The following is a 26,260-nucleotide window of genomic DNA, read 5'->3' as shown; positions in this document are numbered from 1 at the left end:
TGTGACACCGTTACGCCGATTTTCCCGGCAGGTGACTGCGTGAACTCCCTGGCAAACCGAAAACGGTCCCGCTGGCCGTCCCGCGCGAGCATGATGATCGCGCTGCTATCGCCCACGGCATGGGCGCAAACGGCGGAAACGCCGGCGGCACTGGCCTGCCCGCAGCCGGCACTGGCGCCCGTGGTCGGCACGGTTCCGGACCGCGAAAGCGCGCCGGTGAACATCTACGCCCAACGCTTCGAAGCCAGCAAGGGCCAGCCGGGTACCGCCAGCGGCAATGTCGAACTGTTCCGCGCCGACCAGCACCTGTCCACCGAGGCCGCGCGCTTCGACCCGGTCAGCCGGGTACTCGGGCTGCCCACGCCGCTGAGCTATGAGGATTCCCAGGTGCGCCTGTCGGCCTCGAACGGCCTGTACGGCTTCAATGAGCAATCCGGTGATTTCTACGACGTCGACTATGGCTTCGTCGGCTCCAGCGCGCATGGCGGCGCGGACAGTGCGCACGTCAGCGGCGGCAACCGCACCGACCTGCGGCGGATCTGGTTTACCACCTGCCCGGGTGACGACCCCGAGTGGCGGCTGTCCGCGAAGTCACTGGAGCTGCGCCATGACGAGGGTGTGGGCGTGGCCCGCGGCGCCAAGCTGGAGCTGGGCAGCATCCCGGTGATGTATGTGCCCTGGATGACCTTCCCAATCGACGACCGGCGCAAGAGCGGCTTCCTGTACCCCTCGCTGAGCACCGCCAACGACAACGGCCTGGAAGTCAGCGTGCCGTACTACTGGAACATCGCGCCCAACCAGGACCTGACCTTCACGCCCCGGCTGTACACCGACCGAGGCTTCATGGGCACCGGCGAATACCGGCTGCTGACCCAACGCACCAGCAGCGTCTTCGACGGCAGCTACCTGTTCGACGACGACAAGACCGGCGAGGACCGCTGGCACTACCTGGCCCGGGCCAGTGCTGCGTTCTCGCCCGCCTGGCGTGGCCGCATGCGCCTGGAGCGGGTCAGCGACGATGCCTACTTCCAGGATTTCGGCGGCGACCTGGCACAAACTTCACGCCAGTACCTGCGCAGCCAGGCCAGCATCGACGGCGCCGGCCGCTACTGGATCTTCTCGTTACTGGCCGACGGCTTCCAGGTGATTGATGACTCGGTCTCACCCGGACAGGAGCCTTACCGCCGCCTGCCGCGCGCCGCCTTTATGTTCGACGCACCGCTGGGCCGGAGCGGCTTCCAGGCACGGCTGGATTCCGAGCTCGTGTACTTCGACCGCGACACCGGCGTCACCGGCGCCCGCCTGGACGTCTACCCCGACCTGTCCTGGAACCTGGACCGCTACTGGGGTTTCCTGCGCGCCAATGCCGGCTACCGTTACACCACCTATGAACTCGACCTGCAGGGCGAGCCGGGCGACGAGTCCCCTGACCGCGGCACCTCCATCCTCAGCCTGGACAGCGGGCTGTACCTGGAACGCGAACTGGCCAGCGGCAACACCCAGACACTTGAGCCGCGTATCTACTACCTGTACGTGCCCTACGAGAACCAGGACGAGCTGCCCGATTTCGATACCAACGAGTTCACCTTCGGTTTCGCCCAGCTGTTCCATTACAACCGCTACACCGGCGCAGACCGCCAGAGCGACGCCAACCAGGTCACGCTGGCGCTGAGTACGCGCTCGATTGACGCCAACCGCGGCAATGACGCCTGGAGCCTGAGCCTGGGGCAGATCATTTACCTGGACAACCCGCTGGTCCGGCTGCCGGACGAAACCATGGAGCGGCTGGAAAAGTCACCGTTTATCGGCGAGTTCAACTGGCACCCGATGGATCGCTTCACCGCCCGGCTGGGCCTGCAGTGGGACTGGGAAGCCAACCAGCTTGACGTGGGCGTGGCCGGCTTGGATCACACCACCCGCAACGGCCACCGGATGGCGGTCGAATACCGCTACCGGCGCGATCGCCTGGACCAGTTCGATGTGCGCTACTACTGGCCCATCAACGAGAGCTGGCGCCTGTTCTCGCGGGTGAACTGGTCGGTCCAGGACGACGAGCTGCTGGAAGGCCTGGTCGGTGCCGAGTACGAGAGTTGCTGCTGGGCCCTGCGGGTGGTCGCGCGGCGCTACCTGAAGGACCGCGAGGGCGGCGAGCGCGATGCCATCTACCTGGAACTGCGCCTGAAGGGGCTGGGCAGCTTCGGCCGCCGCGAACCGCCGTTGTTCTACACGCCGGCGCCGTGAGCCCCGGGGCCGTCGCAACCCCTCGCACCCGTGGCGGTTTGGTTTAGAATAGCCGTCCTCTGAAAAGCAAGACCTGATGCCGGTGCGGCGCGCCAGGATGCGCCCCGGCAGGAGTAATTTTCGATGCAAACACCCCGATTCGTTTCTCGCCTGATGGCCCTCGCGCTTGCCGCGACCGCGCTTCTGCCGGCGCTGGCCCAGGCCCAGGCAGCCCAGCCGATCGACAGCATCGTCGCGCTGGTGGAAGAAGACGTGATCCTGCGCAGTGAGCTCGATGTGGCCATCGATGGCATCGTCGACCGCATCCGCGCCCAGGGCGGCGGCATGCCGCCGCAGGACCTGCTGGAAAAGCAGGTGCTCGAACGCCTGATTGTCCGCAAACTGCAGGTACAGCGCGCCCAGCAAACCGGTATTCGCGTCAGTGACGCGGACATCGACCAGGCGCTGATGAACGTGGCCCAGCAAAACGGCATTTCGCTGGACCAGCTGCGCCAGGTCATCTCCTCCGAGGGCGAGGACTTCGACGACTTCCGCCGCAACATCGGCGAAGAGATCGTCGCCGAACGTCTGCGCCAGCGTATCGTCAGCAGCATGGACCCGGTCAGCGATACCGAGATCGACATCCTGCTGGCCTCCGAGGACTTCAGCGGCGGCGAGTTCGACCTGTCACAGATCCTGGTGCGCATCCCGGATGGCTCGACCCCGCAGGCCGTGGCCGAAGCCGAAGCCCGCGCAGACCAGATCCATGCTGACCTTGATGGCGGCATGGGCTTCGAACAGGCCGCCATCAGCTACTCCCAGAGCAGCGACGCCCTGGAAGGCGGTCACATCGGCTGGCGCGACCTGAGCAGCATGCCCCGCGAGTTCGCCGAGGCTGTTCGCGACCTCCAGGCCGGCCAGTACTCCGAGCCGGTTCGCAGCGCCGCCGGACTGCACATCATCCTGGTGAGCGACCGACGTGAGCGCCAGCGGGTCATGGCCGAGGAGTATCGCGCCAATCACATTCAGATCACGCCTAATGAACTGGTCACGCCGCGCGCCGCGATGGAGGAGATCCGCACCATCCGCACGCGCATCGACGACGGTGAAGACTTTGCCGAGCTCGCCCGCGAGTTCTCCGATGACACCACCAGCGCCAACATCGGTGGCGACATGGGCTGGATCATCCCGCAGCAGTTTGGCGACCGATTCGCGGCCATGCTCGAGGGACTGGAGGATGGCGAGGTCAGCGAGCCGTTCCAGACCGCCGAGGGCTGGCACATCGTCCAGCGCACCGGCTACCGCGAAACCGACGTCACCGACCAGGCGCTCCGCAACATGGCGCGCCAGACCATCATGCAACGCCGCGCGGACTCGGAAATCGAGGATTTCATCCGGCAGATGCGCGAAGAAGCCTACGTCGACATCCGCCTGCCCGGCTGATGACCGCCCCGGCCTGGCTTGCGGTCACGCCCGGCGAGCCCGCGGGTGTCGGGCCTGAGTGCCTGGTCCGCCTGGCCGATAGCGGCGCCACCGCGCCCTTGCTGGCCGTCTGCGACCCGGCGGTGCTGGCGTCCGCGGCCACGATGCTGGGCCTGGACATCGACATGGTGGAATGGTCCCCCGGCCTCGAACCCCGGGCGGGACAACTGGCCTGTTACCCCGTCCCGCTACGCGCACCGGCCCGGCCTGGCCATCTGGATCCGGCCAACGCCGACTATGTGCTCGACACACTGCGCCAGGCTGTACACCTGGTTCGCGACGGCCATGCCGCGGCACTGGTGACCGGCCCGGTCCACAAGGGCGTGATCAACGACGCCGGCCATCACTTCAGCGGCCACACGGAATTTCTCGCCGACCTCGCCGAAGTCGACCGAGTGATCATGATGCTGGCCACCGATTCGCTCAGGGTCGCGCTGGTAACCACCCACCTGCCCTTGCGCCAGGTGCCGGATGCCATCACCACAGAGGCCGTCGACAGCGCCATCCGCATCACCGCCGACGCCCTGCAGCGGCAGTTCGGTATCGCCAAACCCCGCCTGCAGGTGCTGGGCCTGAACCCGCACGCCGGCGAAGGTGGCCACCTGGGCCACGAGGACGACGACATCATCGCGCCGGTCATCGAGGCATGCCGCCGCGACGGGCTGGACCTGTTGGGCCCGGTGCCGGCGGACACCGCGTTCACGCCCACTGCGCTGGAGGGCTGTGACGCCGTGCTGGCCATGTACCACGACCAGGGCCTGCCGGTCCTCAAGCACGCCGGTTTCGGGCGCGCCGTGAACATCACGCTGGGGTTGCCGTTCACGCGCGTGTCCGTGGACCACGGCACCGCCATCGACATCGCCGGCCGGGGCATTGCCGACGCCTCCAGCCTTGGACACGCCGTCGAGATCGCCGCGCGCATGACCCGGGCGGCCAGCCAGTGAACCATCGCGCCCGCAAACGCTTCGGCCAGAACTTCCTGGTCGACAGCACGGTTATCGACCGGATTGTCGCCTCGATCGCTCCGCAGCCGGGCGAGCGCATTGTCGAGATCGGTCCGGGCCGCCAGGCCATTACCGGCCCGTTGATCGCCGCGGGTGCCGACCTGGCAGTTGTGGAGATCGACCGCGACCTGGCCGCTTCGCTGCAACAGCGCCGGCCACACCTGGAGGTGGTCTGCGAAGACGCCCTGAAGGTCGATTTCAGCGCGCTGTCCTCCGGCCGCCGCTGGCGCCTGGTGGGCAATCTGCCCTACAACATTTCCACACCGCTGCTGTTCCACGTGCTGCAGCAGAACGAGCCCCCGGTGGATATGCATTTCATGTTGCAGAAAGAGGTGGTCGACCGCATGACCGCCGCGCCGGGCGGCGGCGACTACGGCCGCCTCAGCCTGGCCTGCCAGAACCTGGCCGAGGTCACGCCGCTGTTCCAGGTGGGGCCGGAGGCCTTCGATCCGCGCCCGCGCGTGGATTCCGCCGTCGTGCGCCTGCAGCCACGCCCCAGCCCCCGCGTGCCGACCGTGCACCAGGCCGCGTTCGACCAGCTGGTCTTGCGGGCCTTTTCGATGCGCCGCAAAACCCTGCGCAACAGCCTGAAGGGCCACGTCGACCCGGCCGCCTTCGAGGCGACCGGCATCGACCCGGTGGCGCGCCCGGAAACACTCTCCCTGGACGCCTTTGCCGCACTCGCGGCCTACGTAGTCGAGCAAACCAGCTGAATCACCACCTAGCGGGCGGGGCTGGTATCGGTAATCGGGACTGCTATCATGGGGCCAGGCTCGCACGGAACCCCACATGCCCGCGGACATCCCCGTCAAGATTGTTCCCGTTCCCCAGTACCTGGGCGAGCACGAGGACCAGTACGCCTTTGCCTACACGATCCACATCACCAATGAAGGTGACGTCGCCATTACCTTGCTGAACCGCCACTGGATCATTACCCATGGCAACGGCCACGTGGAGGAAGTGGTGGGCGATGGCGTGGTGGGCGAGACGCCGGAACTGCCGCCGGGCGCGCGCTACACCTACACCAGTGGCGCATTCATCCCCACCCGCGCCGGCTCGATGAAGGGCTCCTACGGGTTCGAGACCGAATCCGGCGAGGCCTTCCGGGTCGACATTCCGGAGTTCGCCCTGCTCGCGCCCGACGCGCTGCACTGAACCGGGGCGATAAGGGGGATCGATGGCCACTTACCTGGTGGGGGACATTCAGGGTTGTTACGAGCCGCTTCAGCGCCTGCTGGAGGCCATCAACTTCGACCCGGCGGAAGACTACATCTGGTCCTGTGGCGACCTGGTCAACCGCGGCGGTCGCTCGCTGGAAACCCTGCGCCTGCTGCACGGTATTCGCGACCGCGTCAGCGTCACGCTGGGCAATCATGACCTGCACCTGCTGGCCGCGGCATCGAAGTTCCCACGCGGCGGCTGCAGCAATGCCGAGTTCGACCGTATCCTGGTGGCCAGTGACCGTGAAGCCCTGATCGAGTGGCTGGCCGCCGAGCCGCTGGTGGCCTGGTCGCCGGAGCACCGTTTGCTGCGCATGCATGCCGGCGTGATCCCGCAATGGGACGTGGCAACCACGCTGGCCCGCGCCGACGAGGTGCACAGCGTGCTGCGCTCGCACCGGCGCCGCAAGTTCCTGCGCAAGATGTACGGCAGCCGGCCGCGTCGCTGGGATGATAGCCTGCGGGGCTGGAAACGCCTGCGCCTGATCACCAAGATCCTCACCCAGTTGCGGTTCTGCCGGCCCAACGGGCGCGCCGACTTCAACGCCTCGGGCCCACCGGGCAGTGGCAAATCAGGTTACAAACCGTGGTTCAAACACAAGAACCGGCAGACCCGGGACGTGCGCATCGCCTTCGGCCACTGGGCGGCGCTGGGCCTGCGGGTGCGCAAGCGCTACATGGCGCTGGATTCAGGCTGTGTCTGGGGCGGCTCGCTCACCGCCTACCGCCTGGAAGACGACCGCGTGATCCAGGTCAGGGCCCGGCCGCCGGCCTGACCCGCGCCCAGTCGTCAACACGGAAGGCCAGCGGATTGTCCGCATCTGCGGGATGAGGCTTGGCCGATACCCGGCGCCACTCGTCCAGGGGCCACTGCGGAAACCAGGTATCCACCTCGGGCTCGGCATCGACCATGGTCAGCACCATGCGCGAGGCCACCGGCAACGCCAGGCGGTACAACTCTCCACCGCCAATCACCATGACCTCATCACTTTCGGCCAGGGCCAGTGCCGCCGCCAGCGACACCGCCGCCTGGCAACCCTCGGCCCGCCAGTCGGCATTCCGCGTCACGACCAGGTTCTGGCGGCCGGGCAAGGGACGGCCGATCGACTCAAAGGTCTTGCGGCCCATCAGGATGGGCTTGCCCATGGTCAGCTGTTTGAAATGCCGGAGCTCGGCCGGCAGGTGCCAGGGCAACCGGCCTTCGATGCCAATACCCCGGTGGCGCCCCATCGCGGCGACGATGGTCAGGCTCGCGGTCACGCGCTCAGACCGCGATCGGCGCGCGGATCGCCGGGTGCGGGTCGTAGTCCCGCAGCTCGAAATCCTCGAAACGGAAATCCCACAGCTCGCGCACCTCGGGATTCAGGCGCATGGTCGGCAGCGACCGCGGCTGGCGCGATAACTGCTCACGCACCTGGTTGAAGTGGTTGGCATAGATATGGACATCGCCGAAGGTGTGAACGAAGTCACCCGGCTGCAATTCCAGCACCTGGGCCATCATCAGCGTCAGCAGGGAATAGGACGCGATATTGAACGGCACGCCCAGGAACACGTCGGCGCTGCGCTGGTAGAGCTGGCAGCTGAGGCGGCCATCGGCGACATAGAACTGGAACATCGTGTGGCACGGCGGCAGCGCCTGTCGTCCGGCGCTGGCGTTGTCACTGGGGCTGACACGCTCATCCGGCAACACGGCCGGGTTCCAGGCCGACAACAGGTGGCGGCGGGAATCCGGGCGGTTTTCCAGGTTGTCGAGCAGTTCGGCCAGCTGGTCGATATGGCCGCCATCAGGGGTCGGCCAGCGCCGCCACTGGGCGCCGTACACCGGCCCCAGTTCGCCGTCCTCGTCGGCCCACTCATCCCAGATGGTCACGCCGTGCTCATTCAGGTAGGCGATGTTGGTGTCACCGCGAATGAACCACAGCAACTCGTGAATGATCGAACGCAGGTGTACCGTTTTGGTCGTGAGCAGGGGAAAGCCGGCAGACAGGTCGAACCGCATCTGCCGCCCGAACACGCTGCGCGTGCCGGTGCCGGTACGGTCGGACTTGTCGCTGCCGTTCTCCAGGATATCGGTGAGCAGGTCGAGGTATTCGCGCATCAGTTCCTATCCGCCAGGAGTGCCAGGCCGCCGAAAGGCCATCACCATGAAGGCCAGGCCAACGGCCGTCATTGGCAGCGACAATACCATGCCCATGGTGAGCCAGTCGCCCGCCAGGTAGCCGATATGCGCGTCGGGCTCGCGGAAGAATTCGGCGGTGGCGCGAAACAGCCCGTAACCGACCAGGAACAGGCCGGACACGGCACCGGGCGGCCGCCGCTTCGAGGCAAAAACCATCAGGATGATGAACAGCAGCAGGCCCTCGAGCCCGGCCTGGTAGAGCTGGCTGGGATGGCGCGCGTAGGCATCCAGCAGGCCGGCGCGCCAGGCCGTCTCAAGCCCACCTTCGACGGCACCGGGGGGCAGTGATGCCGGGAAAATCATCGCCCAGGGCAGGTCACTGAGCCGGCCCCACAACTCGCCACCGATGAAGTTTCCAAGGCGACCGAAGGCCAACCCCAGGGGCACGACAGGGACGATGAAATCCGCGGTCTCCCAGAAGCCTTTTCGGTTGCGCCGCGCAAACACGAAAGACGCGACGACCACGCCCAGCATGCCGCCATGGAATGACATGCCCCCTTCCCAGATGCGCAGCAGGTAGAGCGGGTCGCCGGCCAGGCTGTCCATGCTGTAAAACAACACGTAGCCCAGGCGCCCGCCGGCAATCACGCCGAGCATGCCGTAGAACATGAAATCGCTGACCTGTTCGGTGGCCCAGCCGGCCCAGGGCAGCGCCTTCGCGCGCCAGGACTGGATCAGCCAAAAGGCGGCAAACGCGGCCAGGTAGGTGATGCCGTACCAGTGAACCGACAGCGGGCCGAGCGAGAACGCGACCGGGTCAAAATGCACGAGAAAATGGGCGGGAGCGTCCAAGGAGGCGTTTCCGAAAGGGTTACAATGGGTCTGGCGGCAGGATAAGTCACCCCTTCACCGGTGACAAGCCGACCCCGATCACGAGCCGTGAACCGACTGCGAGACAGCGCCAGCCTGTACCTGAGACAGCATGCCGACAACCCGGTGGCATGGTGGCCGTGGTGCGATGAAGCCATCGCCGCCGCGCGTGAATCATCACGCCCGATCCTGCTGTCGGTGGGCTACAGCGCCTGTCACTGGTGCCATGTCATGGCGCACGAGTCCTTCGAAGACCCGGACACCGCCGCGGTGATGAACGAACTGTTCGTCAACATCAAGGTCGACCGCGAAGAGCGCCCTGACCTGGACCGCCTGTACCAGCTCTCACACCAGATGCTGACCGGCCAGGGCGGCGGCTGGCCGCTGACCTTGTTCCTGGCGGCTGACAGCCTGGCGCCGTTTTTTGCCGGCACCTATTTCCCGCCTGAACCGCGCCATGGCATGCCACCGTTCACGGAGGTCCTGCGGCGCGCCCGCGCCTGGCACGACAGCAAGCCTGATGATGTCGCCAGCATCGGCCAGCGGCTGGATGCCGGCCTGCAGGCGATGCAAACGCAACGTGAACCCGAAGACGGTGTCGATGACGCGGCGCTCATCACAGCGGCGGCCGGGCATGTGACCCAACGCGCCAACCGCGAGCACGGCGGCTTTGGCGGCGCGCCGAAGTTTCCACAGGCACCGCAACTGGCCATGCTGCCGAGGCTCGCACGACTGGCCGGGCGCCCGGAACTGGCCGAATTCCAGCACTTCACTCTGGACACCATGGCCCGTGGCGGGCTAAGGGACCCGCTCGATGGCGGCTTCTACCGCTACTGTGTCGACCATGACTGGACCATCCCGCATTTCGAGAAGATGCTCTACGACAACGCCCAGTTGCTGCCGCTCTATGCCGATGCCGCGCGGCGGGGCGACGATGACTGGCTGAAGACCTGTGCGGAAGGCATCGTCAGCTGGCTGCGCGACGACATGAGCGACGACACGGGCAGCTTCGCCGCCAGCATCGACGCCGATGCGGACGGTGAGGAAGGCGGCTTCCACACCTGGACCCCGGCCGCGGCCCGGGCCGAGCTTGATGACGCGCAATGGCGGGTGGCCGAAACCGTGTTCGGGCTCGACGGCCCGGCCAACTTCGAGGGCCGCGCCTGGCACCTGACCCGGCGCGGCGGCCCGGAAGGCGATGGCCCCGAGCTCGACGCCGCCATCAAGCGACTGCGCAGGGCCCGCGCACGGCGGGTCGCGCCGGCCACGGACCACAAGCGCCTGGCGTCATGGAACGCGCTTGCCGCCGCCGGCCTGGCCCGAGCGGCGGTGTCGCTCGGGCGGACCGACTGGCTGGACCGGGCCGACAGGGCGTTCGCCTTCATCCAGGAGCAGATGTGGGACGGCGAGACCCTGCACGCCGTACATGCCAATGGCGCCGCCTACAACGCCGGCACCCTGGACGATTACGCCTTCACGCTGGACGCCGGCCTGGCCCTGCTCGAGGGCCGCTGGTCGGACGAGCGCCTGGTGTTCTGCCAGTGGCTGGCGGACACCCTGCTGCTCCGCTTTTTTGATAACGACGGTGGTGGTTTCTGGCTCACCGACGAGCGCGTCGATGTGCCCATGCAACGGCTCAAGGTGACGCAGGACGACGCCACGCCGTCGGCGGCGGCCATTGCCACCCGGGCGCTGCAGTTGCTGGGCTGGTTAACCGCCGTACCCCGCTACCTGGCGGCGGCCGACCTGGCGTTGCGCGCGGCGCGCCCGGATATCCTCAAGTACGCGCTCGGGCACGCCAGCTTCGTCACCGCGCTGGCCGATGCCATGGCCCCACCGGCCATCGTGTCGGTCACGGACGACGGCACCGCGGCCGCCGCCGCAATGGTTGTCACGGCCCGGCGCCACGATGCGGTACACTGCTTCACACGCCCGGGGCCGGGCCCATCCAGGGCCAGCGTGTGTATCGGCAATCACTGCCTGCCACCCGTGTCGACGGCGGCCGAACTCGAAGAACAACTCCAGAACCGGGACTGACGCTTGGTCGAACTCGCACTACCCAACCTGCACGCCCTGTCCGTCATGGTCATGATCGTGGTCGCGCTGGTGCTGTTTTCGCGTGAGGACGTGCCGCTGGAAACCACCAGCCTGGTGGTGCTGGTCCTGCTCACGGTGGGTTTCACGCTGTTCCCCTACGAGGGCGAGCAGGGCGCGGTGGTGGCCAGCGACTTCTTCCTTGGTTTTGGCAACCGCGCGTTGGTGGCGGTCTGTGGGCTGATGATCGTCGGCCAGGGCCTGGTGGCGACCGGCGCACTGGAACCCGTGGGCCGTTTCCTGGCCCGGGTGTGGCGCTGGGGCCCGTCATTCTGCCTGCTGCTGACGCTGCTGATCACCGCGGTACTCAGCGCCTTCATCAACAACACGCCCATCGTCGTGATGATGCTGCCGATCCTTGTGGGTGTCGCCGTCCGCACCGGTTCTTCGCCGGCCGGCACGCTGATCCCGATGGGCTTTGCCAGCATCCTGGGCGGCATGGCCACCACCATCGGCACCTCCACCAACCTGCTGGTCGTGAACGTCGCGGCCGACATGGGCATGGACCCATTCGACATGTTCGATTTCACCGGGCCGGTGCTGGTGGGTGGCGCGGTGACCATTTTCTACCTGTGGCAGGTCGCGCCCCGGTTGCTGCCCAAGCGCGAACTGCCCCTCAACCGTGGCATCTCGCGCGTGTACACGGCACAGATTCGCCTGAACAAGGAAAGCCCGGTGGTCGGCCAGCGACTCGCGGACGCGATCCTGAAGACCAGCGACGCAATGAATGTCGACACCATCGAGCGCGGTAACGGCGTCTTCGTCACCCCGCTCCCGGACGTTGAACTGCGCGCCGGCGACCGTATCACCACCAGTGACACCCAGGGCAACCTGCGCGAGTTCGCGCGCCTGCTGGGCGGCACCCTGTTCGACGGTGACCAGGAAGTCGACGCCGAGCACCCGCTGTCGACCGGCGGCAGCCGCATCGCCGAGGTGGCCATCACGCCCGCCTCGCGGCTCAAGGACGTGCTGATCGGCAAGGCCCAGCTGATGTCCCGCTACGGCCTGCGGCTGCTGGCGTTCAACCGCATGGAAGGCTCGGAAGGGCGCGGCTCGCCGGGGCTGGACGACGTCGCGCTGCGTACCGGCGATGTACTGCTGGTGCAGGCCACACCGCAACGCCTGAACGAACTCAAGAGCAGCCGTGACTTCCTGGTCCTCGATGGCAGCGTCGAATTGCCGCATACCCGCAAGGCGCCCATCGCGCTGGCCATCATGATCGGCGTGGTCGTCACCGCGGCGGCGAATATCATGCCCATCGAAGTCAGCGCCCTGCTCGGCTGCCTGTTGTTGATCATCACCGGCTGCCTGGGGTGGAAGGACGCCATGGGCGCGCTCAGCACCCAGGTCATCTTCATCATCGTCGCTTCCCTGGCCATGGGTACGGCGCTGTTGATGACCGGCGGCGCGGACTTCCTCGCCAACCTGTTTGTCTATATCACCTTCGGCGCCTCACCCGCGGTGGTCATGGCCAGCCTGATGGCGATGATGGCGGTCCTGACCAATGTCGTGTCCAACAACGCCGCGGCCGTCATCGGCACGCCCATCGCCATCGGTATCGCGCAGCGACTGGGCCTGCCGCTGGAGCCGTTCGTGCTGGCCGTGCTGTTTGGCGCCAACCTCAGCTTCGTCACGCCGATGGCTTACCAGACCAACCTGCTGATCATGAATGCCGCCGGCTACAAGTTCGGCGACTTCGTCCGTGTCGGCCTGCCACTGGCCATCCTGCTCTGGTTCTCGCTGAGCGCGGTGCTGATCTGGGCCTACGGGCTCTGAAACCCCGGTCGGGGTAATGGCATTTACGGTGCGTTCATGTATATTGGGCACCATATATATAATGAGTCCGGCATCCCACCGGGGGGAGTGGAAGCCGGTGTTTGACGCACAGCACTGAGCCCGTTTCATTTTGAGTTCCCGCCCCACGCCTACTGAATCCACACCAGGAACCGTTGTCACCGCACCTGCCGAAGCCTTGCTTGGGCCGGGTGATCCGGCGCCGTTCGAGATTCTCAACCCACAGGGGCGGGCGCCGTTCCTGTTGACCTGCGACCACGCCAGCCGCGCCTTTCCCGGCACGCTGCGGCAACTGGGCGTGGCCGACTGGGTGCTGGAACGACACGTGGCGCGGGATATCGGTGCGGCCGGGCTGACACGGGCCCTGTCGGCGCGGTTTGACGCCACCGCCGTGCTGGCCGGCTACTCGCGGCTGGTCATCGACCTGAACCGCCACCCGGACGACCCGACCGCGTTTGTCCGGGTCAGTGACGGCATCGCCATCCCCGGCAACCTGGGGCTGGACCAGGCGCAGCGGCAGCTGCGAATCGAAGCCCTGTTCAACCCCTACCATGACGCCATCGAGGCACAGCTCGACGGCAAGGTCGCTGCCGGGCACACGCCTCCACTGGTCTCCATCCACACCTGCGCGCCGGTCTTCAACGGTGTCAGCCGACGCTGGCATATCGGCGTCATGTGGGACCGTGACCCGCGGCTCGCACTACCCCTGCTGGACGCGCTGCGCGACGTTGACGGGCTGTGCGTTGGCGACAACGAACCCTATTCCGGACGTCATCCGGCGGATTACACCGTCGATGTCCACGGCGAAGGCCGTGGACTGCCGTGCGTCGGGATCGAGGTACGCCAGGACCTGGTGAGCTCAGCCGAAGGGCTGGCGCACTGGGCGGGCATACTGGGCGACGCGCTGGAACGCGCGTTCGCCGAACCGGCCGTCCAGGCACGACGACCGGAGTGAGAGAGGGCCTGTGAATAACATTTTTTTTACAGGCGTGGTGCCAGAATGAGTCAGGTTGTCCGAAGCACACCTTTATTACAGTTTGACCACTCTTGGGCTTGACTATAGAGTGTGCGTTCGCTTTTCCCAGACTCCACTAAATCATTTCCCACAATGAGAATCGGTATGATCACTAAACGAACCCTTTCATACCGTCCGATGAAGGTAGCGGTAACAGCCGCCCTCCTGATGACGACGGTCTCCGGTGCCGCCCTCGGCGCCACCATCCAGGAAGTCACCAACGCCGGTGAGCAGCGGGCCGCGGCAGCAGCCGCCGACCAGCAGCGCATCAACCAGGTGGCCGACCAGATCGAACAGATCGTTATTGACTTTGAAACCGAGGCCAAGGTGGTCGACGGCCTCAAGGTCTACAACAACCTCCTGCAGCGCCAGGTCAACAACCAGGAAGCCGCCAAGGCCGACCTGACCGCGGCCATCGACGACGTTGCACTGATCGAGCGCCAGATCGTCCCGCTGATGACCCGCATGCTCGACGCCCTGGACGAGTTCGTCCAGCTCGACACGCCGTTCCTGGTGACCGAGCGTACCGACCGTATCGCACGCCTGCGTGACATGATGGATCGCTCCGACGTCACGCCGGCCGAAAAGCTGCGCCAGATCCTCGAGGCCTACTCCATTGAGAATGAGTACGGTCGGACCATCGAAGCCTACAAGGGTTCCATTGACCTTGACGGCCGCATGCAGGAGGTCGACTTCCTGCGCATCGGTCGTGTTGTGCTGGCCTACCAGACGGTTGGCGGCGGCACCACCGGCGCATGGGACAAGGACGCAGGCGCGTTCGTTTCACTGCCGCCGGAAACCTACAAGGCCCAGGTCACCGAAGGCCTGAAGATCGCACGCAAGCAGGTCGCGCCTGATCTGCTGGTCGTGCCTGTTGCAGCCGCGAAGGAGGCAGGACAGTGAAGACCCGTACCATGAAATTCCTGGGCGCTGTCGCCCTGTCCATGGGGCTGTCCGCCCCCGCCATTGCTGCCGAAGCCGTCAACCTTGACGAGCTGCTTCGCCAGGTTGAAACCGGTCGCGTGAAAGACGCGCAGGAAGCCCAGGAGCGCCTGGCCGAGTTCCGTGCCGATCGCTCCAGCCAGCAGCAGAAGCTGGCCAACATGCGCGCCGAGAAGACCCGCCAGGAGAACCTCTCTGCGCAGCTGGAAACCACCTTCGAAGCCAACGACGTTGAAATCTTCGAACTGGAAGCCGCCCTGCAGGAACGACTGGGCGACCTGAAGGAACTGTTTGGTGTTCTGCAGCAGGCCTCCGGCGATGCCATCGGCCAGTTCAGCAACTCCATCACCCAGGTGCAGTACCCTGACCGTACCGCCTGGCTGACCGAGTTCGCCGCCAAGATGGGCCAGACCACGCGCATGGCGTCCCTGGACGAAATCGAGCGCCTGTGGTTCGAAATCCAGCGTGAAATGACCGAGACCGGCAAGGTCGTCGAATTCCCGACCACCGTGGTGACCTCTACCGGTGAGGAAGTCGAAAAGACCGTGACCCGTATCGGCGCGTTCAACCTGGTTGCCGATGGCAAATACCTGGAGTACCTGCCGGAAACCGGCCGTGTACTGGAACTGCAGCGCCAGCCGCAGGCCCGTTACACCAAGCGCCTGGGCGACTTCGAAGGCGCCTCCAGCGGCTACACGCCGGTCGCCATCGACCCGACCCGTGGCCAGCTGCTGGGCCTGCTGGTCCAGTCACCGAGCCTGAGCGAGCGTATCGCGCAGGGTAAGGAAGTCGGCTGGGTGATCATCGTGCTGGGTATCATCGGCGTGGCCATTGCCGTGTGGCGCTGGCTGGTGCTGACCGGTATCGGCTCGAAGGTCCGTGCGCAGATCAAGAACCCGCAGAACCCGGGCAACAACCCGCTGGGCCGCGTGCTCAAGGTCTACCACGACCACAAGGGCGACGACGTCGAGGCGCTGGAACTGCGACTGGGCGAAGCCATCCTGCGTGAAACGCCCAAGTTCCAGTCCATGCTGCCGATGCTGAAGATCATTTCAGTGGTCGCGCCGCTGCTGGGTCTGCTGGGTACGGTGACGGGCATGATCGTGACCTTCCAGGCCATCACCCTTTACGGTGCAGGTGATCCGAAGCTGATGGCCGGTGGTATCTCGACCGCCCTGATGACGACGGTGCTCGGCCTGGTCGTGGCGATCCCGACCGTGTTCCTGCACACCCTGGTCTCTGGCCAGGCCCGCAAACTGACGCAGATCCTGCAGGAAGAATCCGCTGGTCTGCTGGCAGAGCAGGCGGAAGCGCAGCGGGGAGCATAAGGCGTGGATACGCTCTACTACTACCTGCCCTTCCTGGAGTCCGTACGTGACTTCATGGAGCTCGGTGGGCCGGTCCTGAACTGGATCGGTCTGCTGACGCTGGCGATGTGGGTTCTCATCATCGAACGACTGATCTATTTCAAGGTCGGTCACAAGAAGATGGTCTCCGCCGCACAGCAGCTCTGGGAAGCACGGCCTGACCACCAGTCGTGGAACGCACACCAGGTGCGTTACCGACTGATCTCAGTGGTCAGCCGGAACATGGATAAATACATCGCCATGATCCAGACCTGCGTGGCCCTGTGCCCGCTGCTGGGTCTGCTGGGCACGGTGACCGGCATGGTCAACGTGTTCGAGGTGATGGCCGTGTCCGGCTCAGGTAACCCGCGGTCGATGGCCTCGGGTGTGTCCATGTCTACCATCCCGACGATGGCAGGCATGGTCGCGGCGCTCTCTGGCATTGCCATGAGCACCTACCTGCAGCGCAAGGCCGCCAGGGAAAGAGAACTCCTGAGTGACCATCTGGTCATAAAACATAGCTGACGGGCTTGCGGCCCGCGTGAGCGGGCCGCAGCTGGAGATCGCAAAATGAAGCAGTTTTTCAACCAAGCACCACAGGAAGAAGAGTCGGAGATCAACATTACGCCCATGCTGGACGTGGTGTTCATCATGCTGATCTTCTTCATCGTTACCGCCACCTTTATCAAGGAAGCGGGTATCGACGTTAACCGGCCCGACGCGGCCACCGCCGTGAAGCAGGAGAAAGCCAACATCCTGATCGCGATCGGTCCCAACAATGACATCTGGATTGACCGCCGCCAGGTCGATATCCGCTCAGTGCGCCCGAACATCGAGCGCCTGCATGCGGAGAATCCCCAGGGTTCCGTGGTCATCCAGGCGGACAAGGAATCGAAGACTGATACCTTGATCCAGGTTATGGATGCGTCACGCCAGGCCGGCGTTTACAACGTTTCGATTGCCGCGCAAGAGCAATAGGAGCGCGCCCATGGCCACAATCCAACAAACCCTCTCCACCCGGGAAACCCCCGGTGTGGGGCGACTGGTCATCGGCTTTGTCGTTGGCCTCGTCGTTACGCTGTTCCTGTTCTGGTTCATGCAGTACATGATCGAAACCGCCGACCGCACGCTCGACGAGAGCGACCGCGGCGCCCTGGTGGACTTCGTTCGTGTGCAGCGAGACGAGACCATCCAGCGTAAATCGCCGAAGCCCGAAAAGCCGCCACCACCCGACGCCCCGCCGCCGCAGCCACCTACCCCGCAGCTGGAAAATCCTGACCCGACCGCCGAGACGATCGCCATTGAGGCCGCCCCGGTGCAGACGGATATCGAGATGTCCGGTGGCTTCAGCCTGGGTGTCGGCGAAGGTGACTACCTGCCCATCGTGAAGGTCGCGCCCATCTACCCGCAGCGCGCACTGTCCCGCGGGACGGAAGGCTACTGCGTGGTGGAGTACACCGTGACCCGGCAGGGCACCATTCGTGACCCGTTCGTGGTCGAAAGCCAGTGCAGCAGTTCGTTGTTCCACCGTGCTTCCGTCCAGGCGGCGATGAAGTTCAAGTACAAGCCCCGCGTCATCGACGGCCAGGCCGTGGAAGTCCCGGGCGTACAGAACAAGTTCACCTTTGAGATCAGCGAGTAACTGCCATGAACCGAATCCAACGCAGAACCATCAAAGCCGCCAGCCTCGTGCTGTCGGTTGCGCTCGGTGTGGCAGCCGTACCCTACGCTCACGCGCAGGATGGCGATGACCGCGAGACCAAGCAGACCCTGGCCATGAGCCAGAAGGTCTACGAGGCGCTTACGGAAATTCAGGGCTTTGTCGAGGCCAAGCAGTACACCCAGGCCGAGACCGCGATTCGCGTCCTCTTGCAGGACGAGAAGCTGGAACCGTACGAACGGGCCCAGACCTGGAACCTGTCCGCCTACTCCTACTACCTGCAGGAGAAGTACCAGGACGCCATCAACTCGTACAACCAGGTCCTTGCCCAGCCCGGCTTGCCGGCGGCGGTACAGCAGAGCGCCCTGAAGACCAAGGCACAGCTGCAGTTCACCACCGACGATTACCAGGGCGCCCTGGAGACGGTCAACCAGCTCATGGCGGTCGTGCCGGAGCCTTCAGCGGATATCTTCCTGCTGCAGGGCCAGGCCTACTTCCAGCTGGGCGACTACCAGAAGGCACTTGGGCCCATCAAGCGAGGCGTCGACATGAAGCGCGCCCAGGGCACCGTTCCGAAAGAGAACGAGCTGCTCCTGCTTCGGGTGATCTACTACGAGCTTAAGGACTACCAGAACATGATTGCGATTCTGGAAGAACTGATTGCTCACTACCCGAAGGACACTTACCTGCTGACCCTCGCCGGCGCTCATTCCGAGCTGGGCGATACCATGAAGCAGCTGGTGATTGTCGAAGCGCTGTACGAAAAGGGTTACATCACCTCGCAGGCGCATATCATCAACCTCGCCAACCTTTACCTGCTGCACGAAGCGCCCTACAAGGCGGCCACTGTGCTGGAAAAGGAACTGGATGCTGGCACGGTGCCCTCCAACGAGCGCAACCTGCGTTTGCTGTCCCAGTCATGGTTCACGGCGCGTGAGGACGAGAAGTCCATCCCGCCGCTGCGCCAGGCTGCCGAGATTGCCAACGACGGTGAGCTCTACGTTCGACTGGCCCAGGCTTACCTGAACCTGTCGGACTGGGATAACGCCGCCAGCGCCCTGCAGCGTGGCATTCAGATGGGCGGCCTGCCGCGCACCGACACGGCCAACATCATGCTGGGCATGGCGCTGTTCAACCAGAAGAAGTTCAGCCAGGCCCGCAACGCTTTCGAAGCCGCCGCCAGGGATGACCGCAGCCGCCGTACGGCGCAGCAGTGGATCAACTACGTGGACAGCGAACTGAAGCGTGCAGAACTGATGAACCAGGAACTTCCACAGACCAAGCCAGACGTGCTGAACGAGATGCTGGAAGACGCGCAGTAACCGGCGATAAGCCAACCGGCCTGCCCGCAGGCTGGTGCCGTAATAGGAAAACCCCGGAGGCCCAGCCCCCGGGGTTTTTTCTTGCCCGCAGGAAAGTGCTTAGTCGTCGTGGGAAAGCGTAAAGCGGTTGCGAGACCAGGCCACCCGCTGGTCGGGTGATTCGCCATCACCGGCCTCAGCGTCGACCGCCTCGAGCCGGGCCGCCAGGCCACAACGATTGGCAATCTGGATATTCAGGCCGGGGCGCGCGTTCAGTTCCAGGATCAACGGCCCCAAGTCGCGGTCAAGCACGATATCGACCCCCAGGTAGCCCAGTTCGACCGCCTCGTAACAGCGCGCCGCCATGGATAGCACCTGCGCCCAGCCCGGGACCTCGAAGCCGGCAATATCCGAGCCGGTATCCGGATGCGTCGATTGCGCCGAATTACCGGACACCCCGCCATGGGTCTTGCCGCTGCCCAGGTCGATCCCCACGCCAATGGCCCCCTGGTGCAGGTTGGCCTTGCCGTGAGACTGCCGGGTCGGCAACCGCGTCATGGCCATCACCGGGTAGCCGCGATAGACGATCACGCGGATATCCGGCACACCCTGCCAGGTGAGTTGGCTGAATGCCGGGTCAAAATGCACCAGCGACTCGATCATGGCCACATCCGGCCGGCCGCCCAGTGAATACAGCCCACCGATGACATTGGTCAGGTGATGACCCAGGTGGTCCTGGTCGACCAGGCCGCCATCGGAGTCGACGTAGTACTCGGCCTTGCGGTCGGTAATGACCATGATGCCGTCACCGCCGCTGCCATGCGCCGGCTTGATCACGAACTCCTTCGCGCCGGCCAGGATGCCGTCGATGTTGCGGGTCTCGCGATTGGAGCCCACCACGCCCAGCAGGTCGGGCACGGCCAGCCCTTCCGCCTGCATGCGCTGCTTGCACAGCACCTTGTCGTCCACCAGCGGATAAAAGCGCCGCTGGTTGTGAGTGAAGATGTAGTCGCCGTTCCTGCGGTTCAGGCCCAGCACCCCGGCACGTTTGAGCCGGCTGTAGCGGCCCAGCATCTCAGGGCGCCTGCTTCGGGTCGAGCTGGCGGAAGCGGAACAGCTCGGTGACGCGGAAGCCGGTGTAACGGCCCAGCATGATAATCAGCCCGAGTACCGCCAGGTTGATCTCCGGGAACACCGCCACCCAGTAGCCCAGGATGTTGATCGACATCACCACGTAGGCCAGCGCCGCCATGACCAGGCTACCGATACCTTCACGGATACTGGTGATTGCGCCCCGCTCCTCCCAGACCACGGACATTCGCTCGATGACCATGGAGATGATGATCATCGGGAACAGCGAGACCGACAAGCCGGTATCGATGCCATAGTGATTGCTGACGATACTGATGATCGTCATCAGCAGGACCACGATCGTCACCACTGCCGCGAGCCTGGGCACCAGCAGCAAGCGCAGGCGCTCCAGGTAGAAGCGGAAAAACAGGCCCAGCGCGACAATCAGCACAAACAGCGCCAGGCCACGCAACAACTCGGTCTCGCGAAACGCCAGCGCGATCAGCACGGGTGCAAACGTACCGAATGAGCTGAATCCAACGATATTGCGCAGGATGACGATCACCAGGATGCCAAACGGCACCAGCAACAGGATCTCGTACACCGCCTGGGTCTGGATAGGCAGCTGCAGGATCGATACCTGGCCCACGCCGATACGCTCGGCGGCGGCGCGCTGGCTGGCAAGTTCGAGGGAACTGACCATCTGCTTGCGCACGGAAACCTGGAAATCCCGGACAGACGCGCCATCCGCCTGGACCAGGTCGGGCGAGCCCGTGGCCCACACCAGGAACCCCGGTGGCAGGCCCTGGCGACCACTGACCGGGTCAAACACCAGCCATTCCTGATCGTTGTAGACGCCAATGAGCGTCTGCAGGTCAATCCGGCGGATATCGCCCTCCGGCACAAAACCATGGATCTGCAGCGTCGGGATTCGCGCGCCGGCCAACAATGTCTGGACCAGCGCGATGCGGTCCTCGCGATCATGAACTTCCGAAAGGAACAGGGCCATGCTTTCGTTGGGTGTAGCGGAATTCAGCTTGGCGAGCATGGCCGCGGCAAAGGTACGGGTGTCGGCGGACGCCTGGCGGACCTCGGTCACGATATCGATCAAGGCGGTCCTGAACGGCTCCTGCAAATCCGGCACCGGCGGGTAATCCGGTCGCCCGGCAATGGCGCCACGCGGCCCTCCGGGGCTGACACGGGCGCGATAGTACAGCGTGCGATCCTCGGGTAGCCTGCGAATGGCCCAGTCCGCCTGGCGGGCGCCGGGGCTGTCATCGACAGTCAGGCCAAAGCCGCGGGAAATATAGTGTTCCTCGGCCACCACGTAGCCGGGCGGGCTCGACGGCAGCCGTAGCGCCACCTTGACCGGCCCACCACGGCGCTCGAGTTCCACCTTGGCCTGGATCGACCAGGTCTCACTGGTCATATCGGGCCGCGTCGGAAATCCAAGGCCGGCAATCTTCTGCCACGTGATCGCGCCGCTGACGGCGATGAGCACCAGCGACAACACCAGCCACTGGTAGTTGCGCTTTACACCGGCCATGAGGGGGCTACCGAAATGATTTTCATATGGTTTTTAGTGATCCCGGACGATGCCGGATTATACCTGTTCGCGCTGGAAAAGCGTCTACCCCGGTACGCCGCTCAGCCGCGCACCAAACAGGTCATGCTCCAGGCCGGTGCGTCGAAACGGTCGTTTTGCCCAGGGTATTGGCGTGCGTCACTGCAGAACTCGCACACCCAGCCGCCGCCTGGCAGAACGAAACGGGCCTCGAAATCATGGCCGTTGACCAGAAGGGCCAGCTCGTTGCCCTGACCGGACAGCAGCTTCATGACAGCCCGGGAATGGGCCCAGTCGCCTGCCGCCATGGGCTCTCCATCTACGTTGAACCAGTCGATGTACCGGGCCTTGCCGGCGGCCGCTTCATCGACTTGGCCATGGACATATTCCGGCTGCCGCAGCAATGGTTGCCGCCTGCGAATGCGGATCAGTGCCCGGACCAACTGGACAAACTCCGGATCATGGTCCAGCCCGGACCAGTCCAGCCAACCCGTCTCGTTGTCCTGGGCGTAGGCGTTGTTGTTTCCGCCCTGGCTGTTGCCAAACTCGTCGCCGGCCAGCAGCATGGGCACGCCCTGGGAAAGCAACAGGGTCGTCAGCAGGTTAAGCCGGTGCCGGCGACGCAGCGCCAGGGTCGCGCCTCGATCCGTCGGCCCCTCCACGCCATGATTGCAGCTGTAGTTATGGCTGTGGCCGTCTCGGTTGTCTTCGCCATTGGCGTGGTTATGCCGGCGTTTGTAGCTGACCAGGTCGGATAACGTGAAGCCGTCATGACTGGTGATGAAGTTGACCGACGCCAGCGGGCCGCGCCCGGGCCGGTCGAACAGGTCGGACGAGCCATGTATCCGGCTCGCCAGTGGCGCGAGTTGCTGCGCGTCACCGCGCCAGAACCGCCGCGCGGTGTCGCGGTAGCGGTCGTTCCATTCCGACCACCCCGGCGGGAACTCACCCAGCCGGTATCCTCCCGGCCCGGGCCCCCAGGGTTCGGCCACCAGCCGGGCATTGCGCAACCCGGGCGTCGTGGTGATGGCCCGCAACAGGGGATGGTCGGTGCGAAAACCGGTCGCCGTCTGCCCCAGGATGGGCGCCAGGTCGAAACGGAAACCATCCACGCCCATGTCCCGGTGCCAGTACTCCAGGCTGGCGGTCACCAGTTCCTGCACCCTGGGATGGTCGGCATTGATCGTGTTTCCACAGCCGGTGTCATTGATGTAGGTCGAGGGGTCACCGGGCAGGGTGCGGTAATAGGCCAGGTTGTCCAGGCCCCGGAAACCCAGGGTCGGCCCGTCCTCACCCCCCTCGCCGGTGTGGTTATAGACCACGTCCAGGATCACCTCGAGCCCCGCGTCATGGATGGCGTTGACCATGTCGCGGAACTCGACGACCGGGTCCTCGCCACCATAACGCGCGGCGGGCGTGAAGAACTGGATGCTGTTGTAGCCCCAGTAATTGCGCAGCCCACGCGCCGACAGGAAGGCCTCGTCGACCATGCTGTGGACCGGCATCAACTCCACGTGAGTCACGCCCAGCGCGCGGATGTAATCAAGCACCTGGTGGTTGGCCATGCCCTTGAAGCGCCCGCGCTCGGCCTCCGTCAGCCCGGGATGGCGCATGGTGTAGCCGCGCACATGGGTCTCGTAGACCACGGCCTCCGACCACGGAATCCGACCGCTGTCATCGCGCCGTATGACCGGCCCGGCACCCTCGCCGGGGGCAGTCACCAGTGAGCGCGGCATCGCACCGGCGCTGTCTGACGGGTCCGTATCGAACAATGAAGGGTCCCAGCGGACTTCGCCGGACAGTCGCCGGGCCCAGGGGTCGATCAGCAGCTTGCCGGGATGGTGCCTGAGCCCGGCTTTGGGGTCATGGGGCCCATGGACCCGGTAGCCATAGGCCTGCCCGGCTGACAGGCCCGGAAAGAACCCGTGCCAGACGCCGTCATCGTGGCCGGGCAGGTCAAAACTGCCGGTGGCATTCCCATGGGCATCAAACAGGCACAGCTCGACCCGCTCGGCGCGCGAGGCGTATACGGCGAAGTTCGCGCCACCCTCAAGGGCGCGACCGCCCAGGCACCCGGGGTCGCCGCGCTCCAGCATGATCAGCCCGGCTCGACCGGCTCCAGGCGCCAGATGTCGTCGTTATAGTCCTGCATCGTGCGGTCGGTGGAGAACCGCCCGGAACAGGCGCTGTTGAGAATGCTCATGCGATCCCAGCGGGCGGTGTCCTTCCAGGCCTCGTCCACGCGCCGCTGGGCGTCGATGAAGGAGCGGAAATCGGCCGCGGTCATCCATGGGTCCGACGGGTCCTGGAAGGCGCCGATCACCGCGTCCAGCACGCCGACTTCGAAACGGCAGAAGTGGCCTGATTCCAGCAGGCCAACAACACGCCGGAAGTCCTCGTCGGCGTTGATATAGGCACCGGGATCGTAGTTCTCCCGCAACGAGGCGACCTCCTCCACCGTATGGCCGAACAGGAAGAAGTTCTCGTCGCCCACGGCCTCGAGGATTTCCACGTTGGCGCCGTCCAGCGTGCCGATGGTGATGGCACCGTTCATCATGAACTTCATGTTGCCGGTGCCGGAGGCCTCCTTGCCGGCCGTGGAAATTTGCTCGGACAGGTCCGCCGCGGGGCAGATTTTTTCCATCGCGGAGACGTTGTAGTCGGGGTAGAACACCATCTGCAGGCGCCCCGCCATGGCCGGGTCATTGTTGATCACCCGGGCGACGTTGCCAATCAGCTTGATGATGCCCTTGGCCATGACATAACCGGGCGCGGCCTTGCCGCCGATGATGATGGCGCGCGGCGGCAATTCGTCGCCGTCGCCGCGGCGGATCAGGTCGTACATGTGCACCGCGTGCAGCACGTTCAGCAACTGGCGCTTATATTCGTGGATACGCTTGACCTGGACATCGAAGAGCATGGCCGGGTCAAGCTCAATCCCGGTACGGCGCTTGATGTCTTCCGCCAGCCGCTGCTTATTCGCCAGCTTGACGGCCCGCCAGCTGGCCTGGAAACCGGCGTCATCGGCCAACGGTGCCAGGGCCTCCAGCTGATCGAGCTTCGTCACCCAGCCGTCGCCAATCTTGCCACTGACCAGCGCGGCCAGCCGGGTATTGCAGGCCGCCAGCCACCGCCGCGGCGTGACGCCGTTGGTCTTGTTGTTGAACTTGTCGGGCCAGAGCTCGTAGAAATCCCGGAACAGCCCTTCGCGCAGCAAACGCGAATGCAGTTCCGCAACGCCGTTGACCGAGTAGCTGCCCACGATCGCCAGGTAGGCCATGCGCACCCGGCGCTCGCCGCCCTCGTCGATCAGTGACATCCGTGCCAGCCGCGCGTTGTCGCCGGGCCAGCGGATGCTGACCTCGTCCAGGAACCGCGCGTTGATCTCGTAGATGATTTCCAGCAGGCGCGGCAACAGCTTCTCGAACATCGGCACCGGCCAGGTTTCCAGCGCTTCCGGCAGCAGCGTGTGGTTGGTGTAAGCCGTGGTCGACCGGACAATGCCCCAGGCCTGGTCCCATTCCATGCCGTGCTCGTCCATCAACAGGCGCATCAGTTCGGCCACCGCGATCGCCGGGTGCGTGTCGTTCAGCTGAAAGCAGACCTTGTCTTCCAGGCCCGCCAGGCTACCGCCATGGCGGTAGCGGTAGTCGTGCAGGATGTCCTGCAGGCTGGCTGAGGCCAGGAAATACTGCTGGCGCAGGCGCAGCTCGTGCCCCGACTCGGTGGCCGTGTTCGGGTACAGCACCATGGAGATGTTCTCGGCCTCGTTCTTGGCCTCGACCGCCTCGGTATAACTGCCGGCATTGAACTCTTCCAGGTCGAACTCGTCCGTGGCCGCGGCCGACCACAGTCGCAGCGTGTTGACCACGCCGTTGCGGTAACCGGGAATCGGCACATCGAAAGGAATGGCGAGCACGTCATGCGTGTCCTCCAGCCCATGCCGGGTACGGCCATGTTCGTCGCGGAAGGTGACCGTGCGGCCGCCAAAGCGGATGGTCCTGGCCAGCTCACTGCGCTCGATCTCCCAGGGGAATCCTTCACGCAGCCACGGGTCCGGCTCCTCGATCTGGAAGCCATTGACGATGCGCTGGCGGAACATGCCGTAGTGGTAGCGGATACCGTAACCGCGAACAGGCAGCCCCAACGTGGCGCAACTGTCCAGGAAACATGCCGCCAGGCGACCCAGGCCACCGTTGCCCAGGCCGGCGTCACGTTCGGCGTCCAGCACCTTCTCCAGCTCCACGCCCAACAGTCCCAGCGCGTGGGAAGATTCATCGGTACTGCCCAGGCTGTACAGCGCGTTGTTCAGCAGGCGCCCCATCAGGAATTCCATCGACAGGTAGCAGGCGCGGCGGCCGTCGGCCCGCTCGAACGCGATATTGGTCCGGTTCCAGCGTTCCATCAGCCGGTCACGGATGGTATGCACCAGCGCCTGGCTCAGGAACGGCGTGTCCGTACGCAACGTGCGGCGGCCATACATCCGCGTGTAATAGTGGGTCAGGTCGGACAGGATCGCGTCCGCATCCATCTCCAGGCTCGCCGATGGCAGGATTTC

The 26,260-nt window shown here is 65.0% G+C and carries 22 protein-coding genes; 15 read left to right on the top strand and 7 right to left on the bottom strand.

The window, feature by feature from the left end:
* The first annotated feature begins 39 nt into the window (after positions 1-39).
* From F3N42_RS12360 to F3N42_RS12335, 6 genes are all read left to right on the top strand, one after another.
* On the top strand, positions 40-2,241 hold the full coding sequence (locus F3N42_RS12360) for an LPS-assembly protein LptD (protein WP_191621395.1): 2,202 nt from the start codon (positions 40-42) through the stop codon (positions 2,239-2,241).
* 123 nt (positions 2,242-2,364) lie between these two features.
* The gene (locus F3N42_RS12355; protein WP_150864783.1) at positions 2,365-3,663 is read left to right on the top strand and encodes a peptidylprolyl isomerase; all 1,299 of its coding nucleotides are present in this window, start codon (positions 2,365-2,367) and stop codon (positions 3,661-3,663) included.
* Positions 3,663-4,646: a 4-hydroxythreonine-4-phosphate dehydrogenase PdxA gene (pdxA, locus tag F3N42_RS12350; RefSeq protein ID WP_150864782.1), complete on the top strand. Its 984-nt coding sequence runs from the start codon at positions 3,663-3,665 to the stop codon at positions 4,644-4,646. The genes F3N42_RS12355 and pdxA overlap by 1 nt, the downstream gene beginning before the upstream one ends.
* Complete coding sequence (rsmA, locus tag F3N42_RS12345) at positions 4,643-5,419, top strand: 16S rRNA (adenine(1518)-N(6)/adenine(1519)-N(6))-dimethyltransferase RsmA (RefSeq protein WP_150864781.1); 777 nt, start codon at positions 4,643-4,645, stop codon at positions 5,417-5,419. Before pdxA ends, rsmA begins: the two co-directional genes overlap by 4 nt.
* A gap of 76 nt (positions 5,420-5,495) precedes the next feature.
* Positions 5,496-5,861, top strand: a complete 366-nt coding sequence (gene apaG / locus F3N42_RS12340) for a Co2+/Mg2+ efflux protein ApaG (RefSeq protein WP_150864780.1) — start codon at positions 5,496-5,498, stop codon at positions 5,859-5,861.
* Positions 5,862-5,883: 22 nt separating this feature from the next.
* Positions 5,884-6,702, top strand: a complete 819-nt coding sequence (locus tag F3N42_RS12335) for a symmetrical bis(5'-nucleosyl)-tetraphosphatase (protein WP_150864779.1) — start codon at positions 5,884-5,886, stop codon at positions 6,700-6,702.
* On the opposite strand, the gene F3N42_RS12330 is transcribed toward F3N42_RS12335, so the two are convergent.
* From F3N42_RS12330 to lgt, 3 genes are read right to left on the bottom strand one after another with little or no spacing between them, the layout of a single operon-like run.
* Positions 6,680-7,186: a dihydrofolate reductase gene (locus F3N42_RS12330; RefSeq protein ID WP_224784908.1), complete on the bottom strand. Its 507-nt coding sequence runs from the start codon at positions 7,184-7,186 to the stop codon at positions 6,680-6,682. The genes F3N42_RS12335 and F3N42_RS12330 overlap by 23 nt on opposite strands.
* Positions 7,187-7,190: 4 nt before the next feature.
* Positions 7,191-8,024 carry a thymidylate synthase gene (locus F3N42_RS12325; protein ID WP_150864778.1) on the bottom strand — a complete coding sequence of 278 codons (834 nt, stop codon included), beginning with the start codon at positions 8,022-8,024 and terminating at the stop codon, positions 7,191-7,193.
* Positions 8,025-8,030: 6 nt separating this feature from the next.
* On the bottom strand, positions 8,031-8,897 hold the full coding sequence (gene lgt, locus F3N42_RS12320) for a prolipoprotein diacylglyceryl transferase (protein ID WP_224784907.1): 867 nt from the start codon (positions 8,895-8,897) through the stop codon (positions 8,031-8,033).
* An 87-nt stretch (positions 8,898-8,984) separates the two neighbouring features.
* Here lgt and F3N42_RS12315 point away from each other — a divergent pair, with 87 nt between their 5' ends.
* From F3N42_RS12315 to F3N42_RS12275, 9 genes are all read left to right on the top strand, one after another.
* A complete protein-coding gene (locus F3N42_RS12315) occupies positions 8,985-10,952 on the top strand; it encodes a thioredoxin domain-containing protein (protein WP_191621394.1) in 1,968 nt (655 codons plus the stop codon).
* A 3-nt stretch (positions 10,953-10,955) separates the two neighbouring features.
* Entirely contained in the window at positions 10,956-12,785 is a 1,830-nt protein-coding gene (locus F3N42_RS12310) for an SLC13 family permease (RefSeq protein ID WP_224784906.1), read from the top strand.
* Positions 12,786-12,981: 196 nt separating this feature from the next.
* Entirely contained in the window at positions 12,982-13,758 is a 777-nt protein-coding gene (locus F3N42_RS12305) for an N-formylglutamate amidohydrolase (protein WP_150864889.1), read from the top strand.
* Between the two features lie 228 nt (positions 13,759-13,986).
* Entirely contained in the window at positions 13,987-14,721 is a 735-nt protein-coding gene (locus F3N42_RS12300; RefSeq protein ID WP_191621393.1) for a DUF3450 domain-containing protein, read from the top strand.
* Complete coding sequence (locus F3N42_RS12295) at positions 14,718-16,088, top strand: MotA/TolQ/ExbB proton channel family protein (RefSeq protein ID WP_224784905.1); 1,371 nt, start codon at positions 14,718-14,720, stop codon at positions 16,086-16,088. Before F3N42_RS12300 ends, F3N42_RS12295 begins: the two co-directional genes overlap by 4 nt.
* Positions 16,089-16,091: 3 nt before the next feature.
* Positions 16,092-16,631 (top strand): MotA/TolQ/ExbB proton channel family protein, encoded by a 540-nt coding sequence (locus tag F3N42_RS12290; RefSeq protein ID WP_224784904.1) that lies wholly within the window; start codon positions 16,092-16,094, stop codon positions 16,629-16,631.
* 45 nt (positions 16,632-16,676) lie between these two features.
* The gene (locus F3N42_RS12285; RefSeq protein WP_150864775.1) at positions 16,677-17,084 is read left to right on the top strand and encodes an ExbD/TolR family protein; all 408 of its coding nucleotides are present in this window, start codon (positions 16,677-16,679) and stop codon (positions 17,082-17,084) included.
* A 10-nt stretch (positions 17,085-17,094) separates the two neighbouring features.
* Positions 17,095-17,748: an energy transducer TonB gene (locus F3N42_RS12280; RefSeq protein ID WP_224784903.1), complete on the top strand. Its 654-nt coding sequence runs from the start codon at positions 17,095-17,097 to the stop codon at positions 17,746-17,748.
* Positions 17,749-17,753: 5 nt separating this feature from the next.
* Complete coding sequence (locus F3N42_RS12275) at positions 17,754-19,088, top strand: tetratricopeptide repeat protein (RefSeq protein ID WP_150864774.1); 1,335 nt, start codon at positions 17,754-17,756, stop codon at positions 19,086-19,088.
* A 99-nt stretch (positions 19,089-19,187) separates the two neighbouring features.
* Here F3N42_RS12275 and F3N42_RS12270 read toward each other — a convergent pair whose 3' ends face one another.
* The 4 genes from F3N42_RS12270 to F3N42_RS12255 all read right to left on the bottom strand — a co-directional run bounded on the left by F3N42_RS12270 (position 19,188) and on the right by F3N42_RS12255 (position 26,233).
* Positions 19,188-20,141 (bottom strand): alpha-L-glutamate ligase-like protein, encoded by a 954-nt coding sequence (locus tag F3N42_RS12270; RefSeq protein WP_150864773.1) that lies wholly within the window; start codon positions 20,139-20,141, stop codon positions 19,188-19,190.
* A 1-nt stretch (position 20,142) separates the two neighbouring features.
* Positions 20,143-21,684: a UUP1 family membrane protein gene (locus F3N42_RS12265; protein ID WP_150864772.1), complete on the bottom strand. Its 1,542-nt coding sequence runs from the start codon at positions 21,682-21,684 to the stop codon at positions 20,143-20,145.
* A gap of 101 nt (positions 21,685-21,785) precedes the next feature.
* Positions 21,786-23,798, bottom strand: a complete 2,013-nt coding sequence (gene glgX, locus F3N42_RS12260; protein WP_150864771.1) for a glycogen debranching protein GlgX — start codon at positions 23,796-23,798, stop codon at positions 21,786-21,788.
* Positions 23,799-23,800: 2 nt separating this feature from the next.
* Positions 23,801-26,233, bottom strand: coding sequence for a glycogen/starch/alpha-glucan phosphorylase (locus F3N42_RS12255; protein ID WP_150864885.1), 2,433 nt, complete (start codon positions 26,231-26,233; stop codon positions 23,801-23,803).
* Positions 26,234-26,260: the final 27 nt, after the last annotated feature.

The organism is Marinihelvus fidelis, assembly GCF_008725655.1.
GTDB classification, from domain to species: Bacteria; Pseudomonadota; Gammaproteobacteria; order Xanthomonadales; family SZUA-36; genus Marinihelvus; species Marinihelvus fidelis.
Note: the sequence above shows the minus strand (reverse complement) of the source record. Positions and strands in the feature narration are given on the sequence as shown.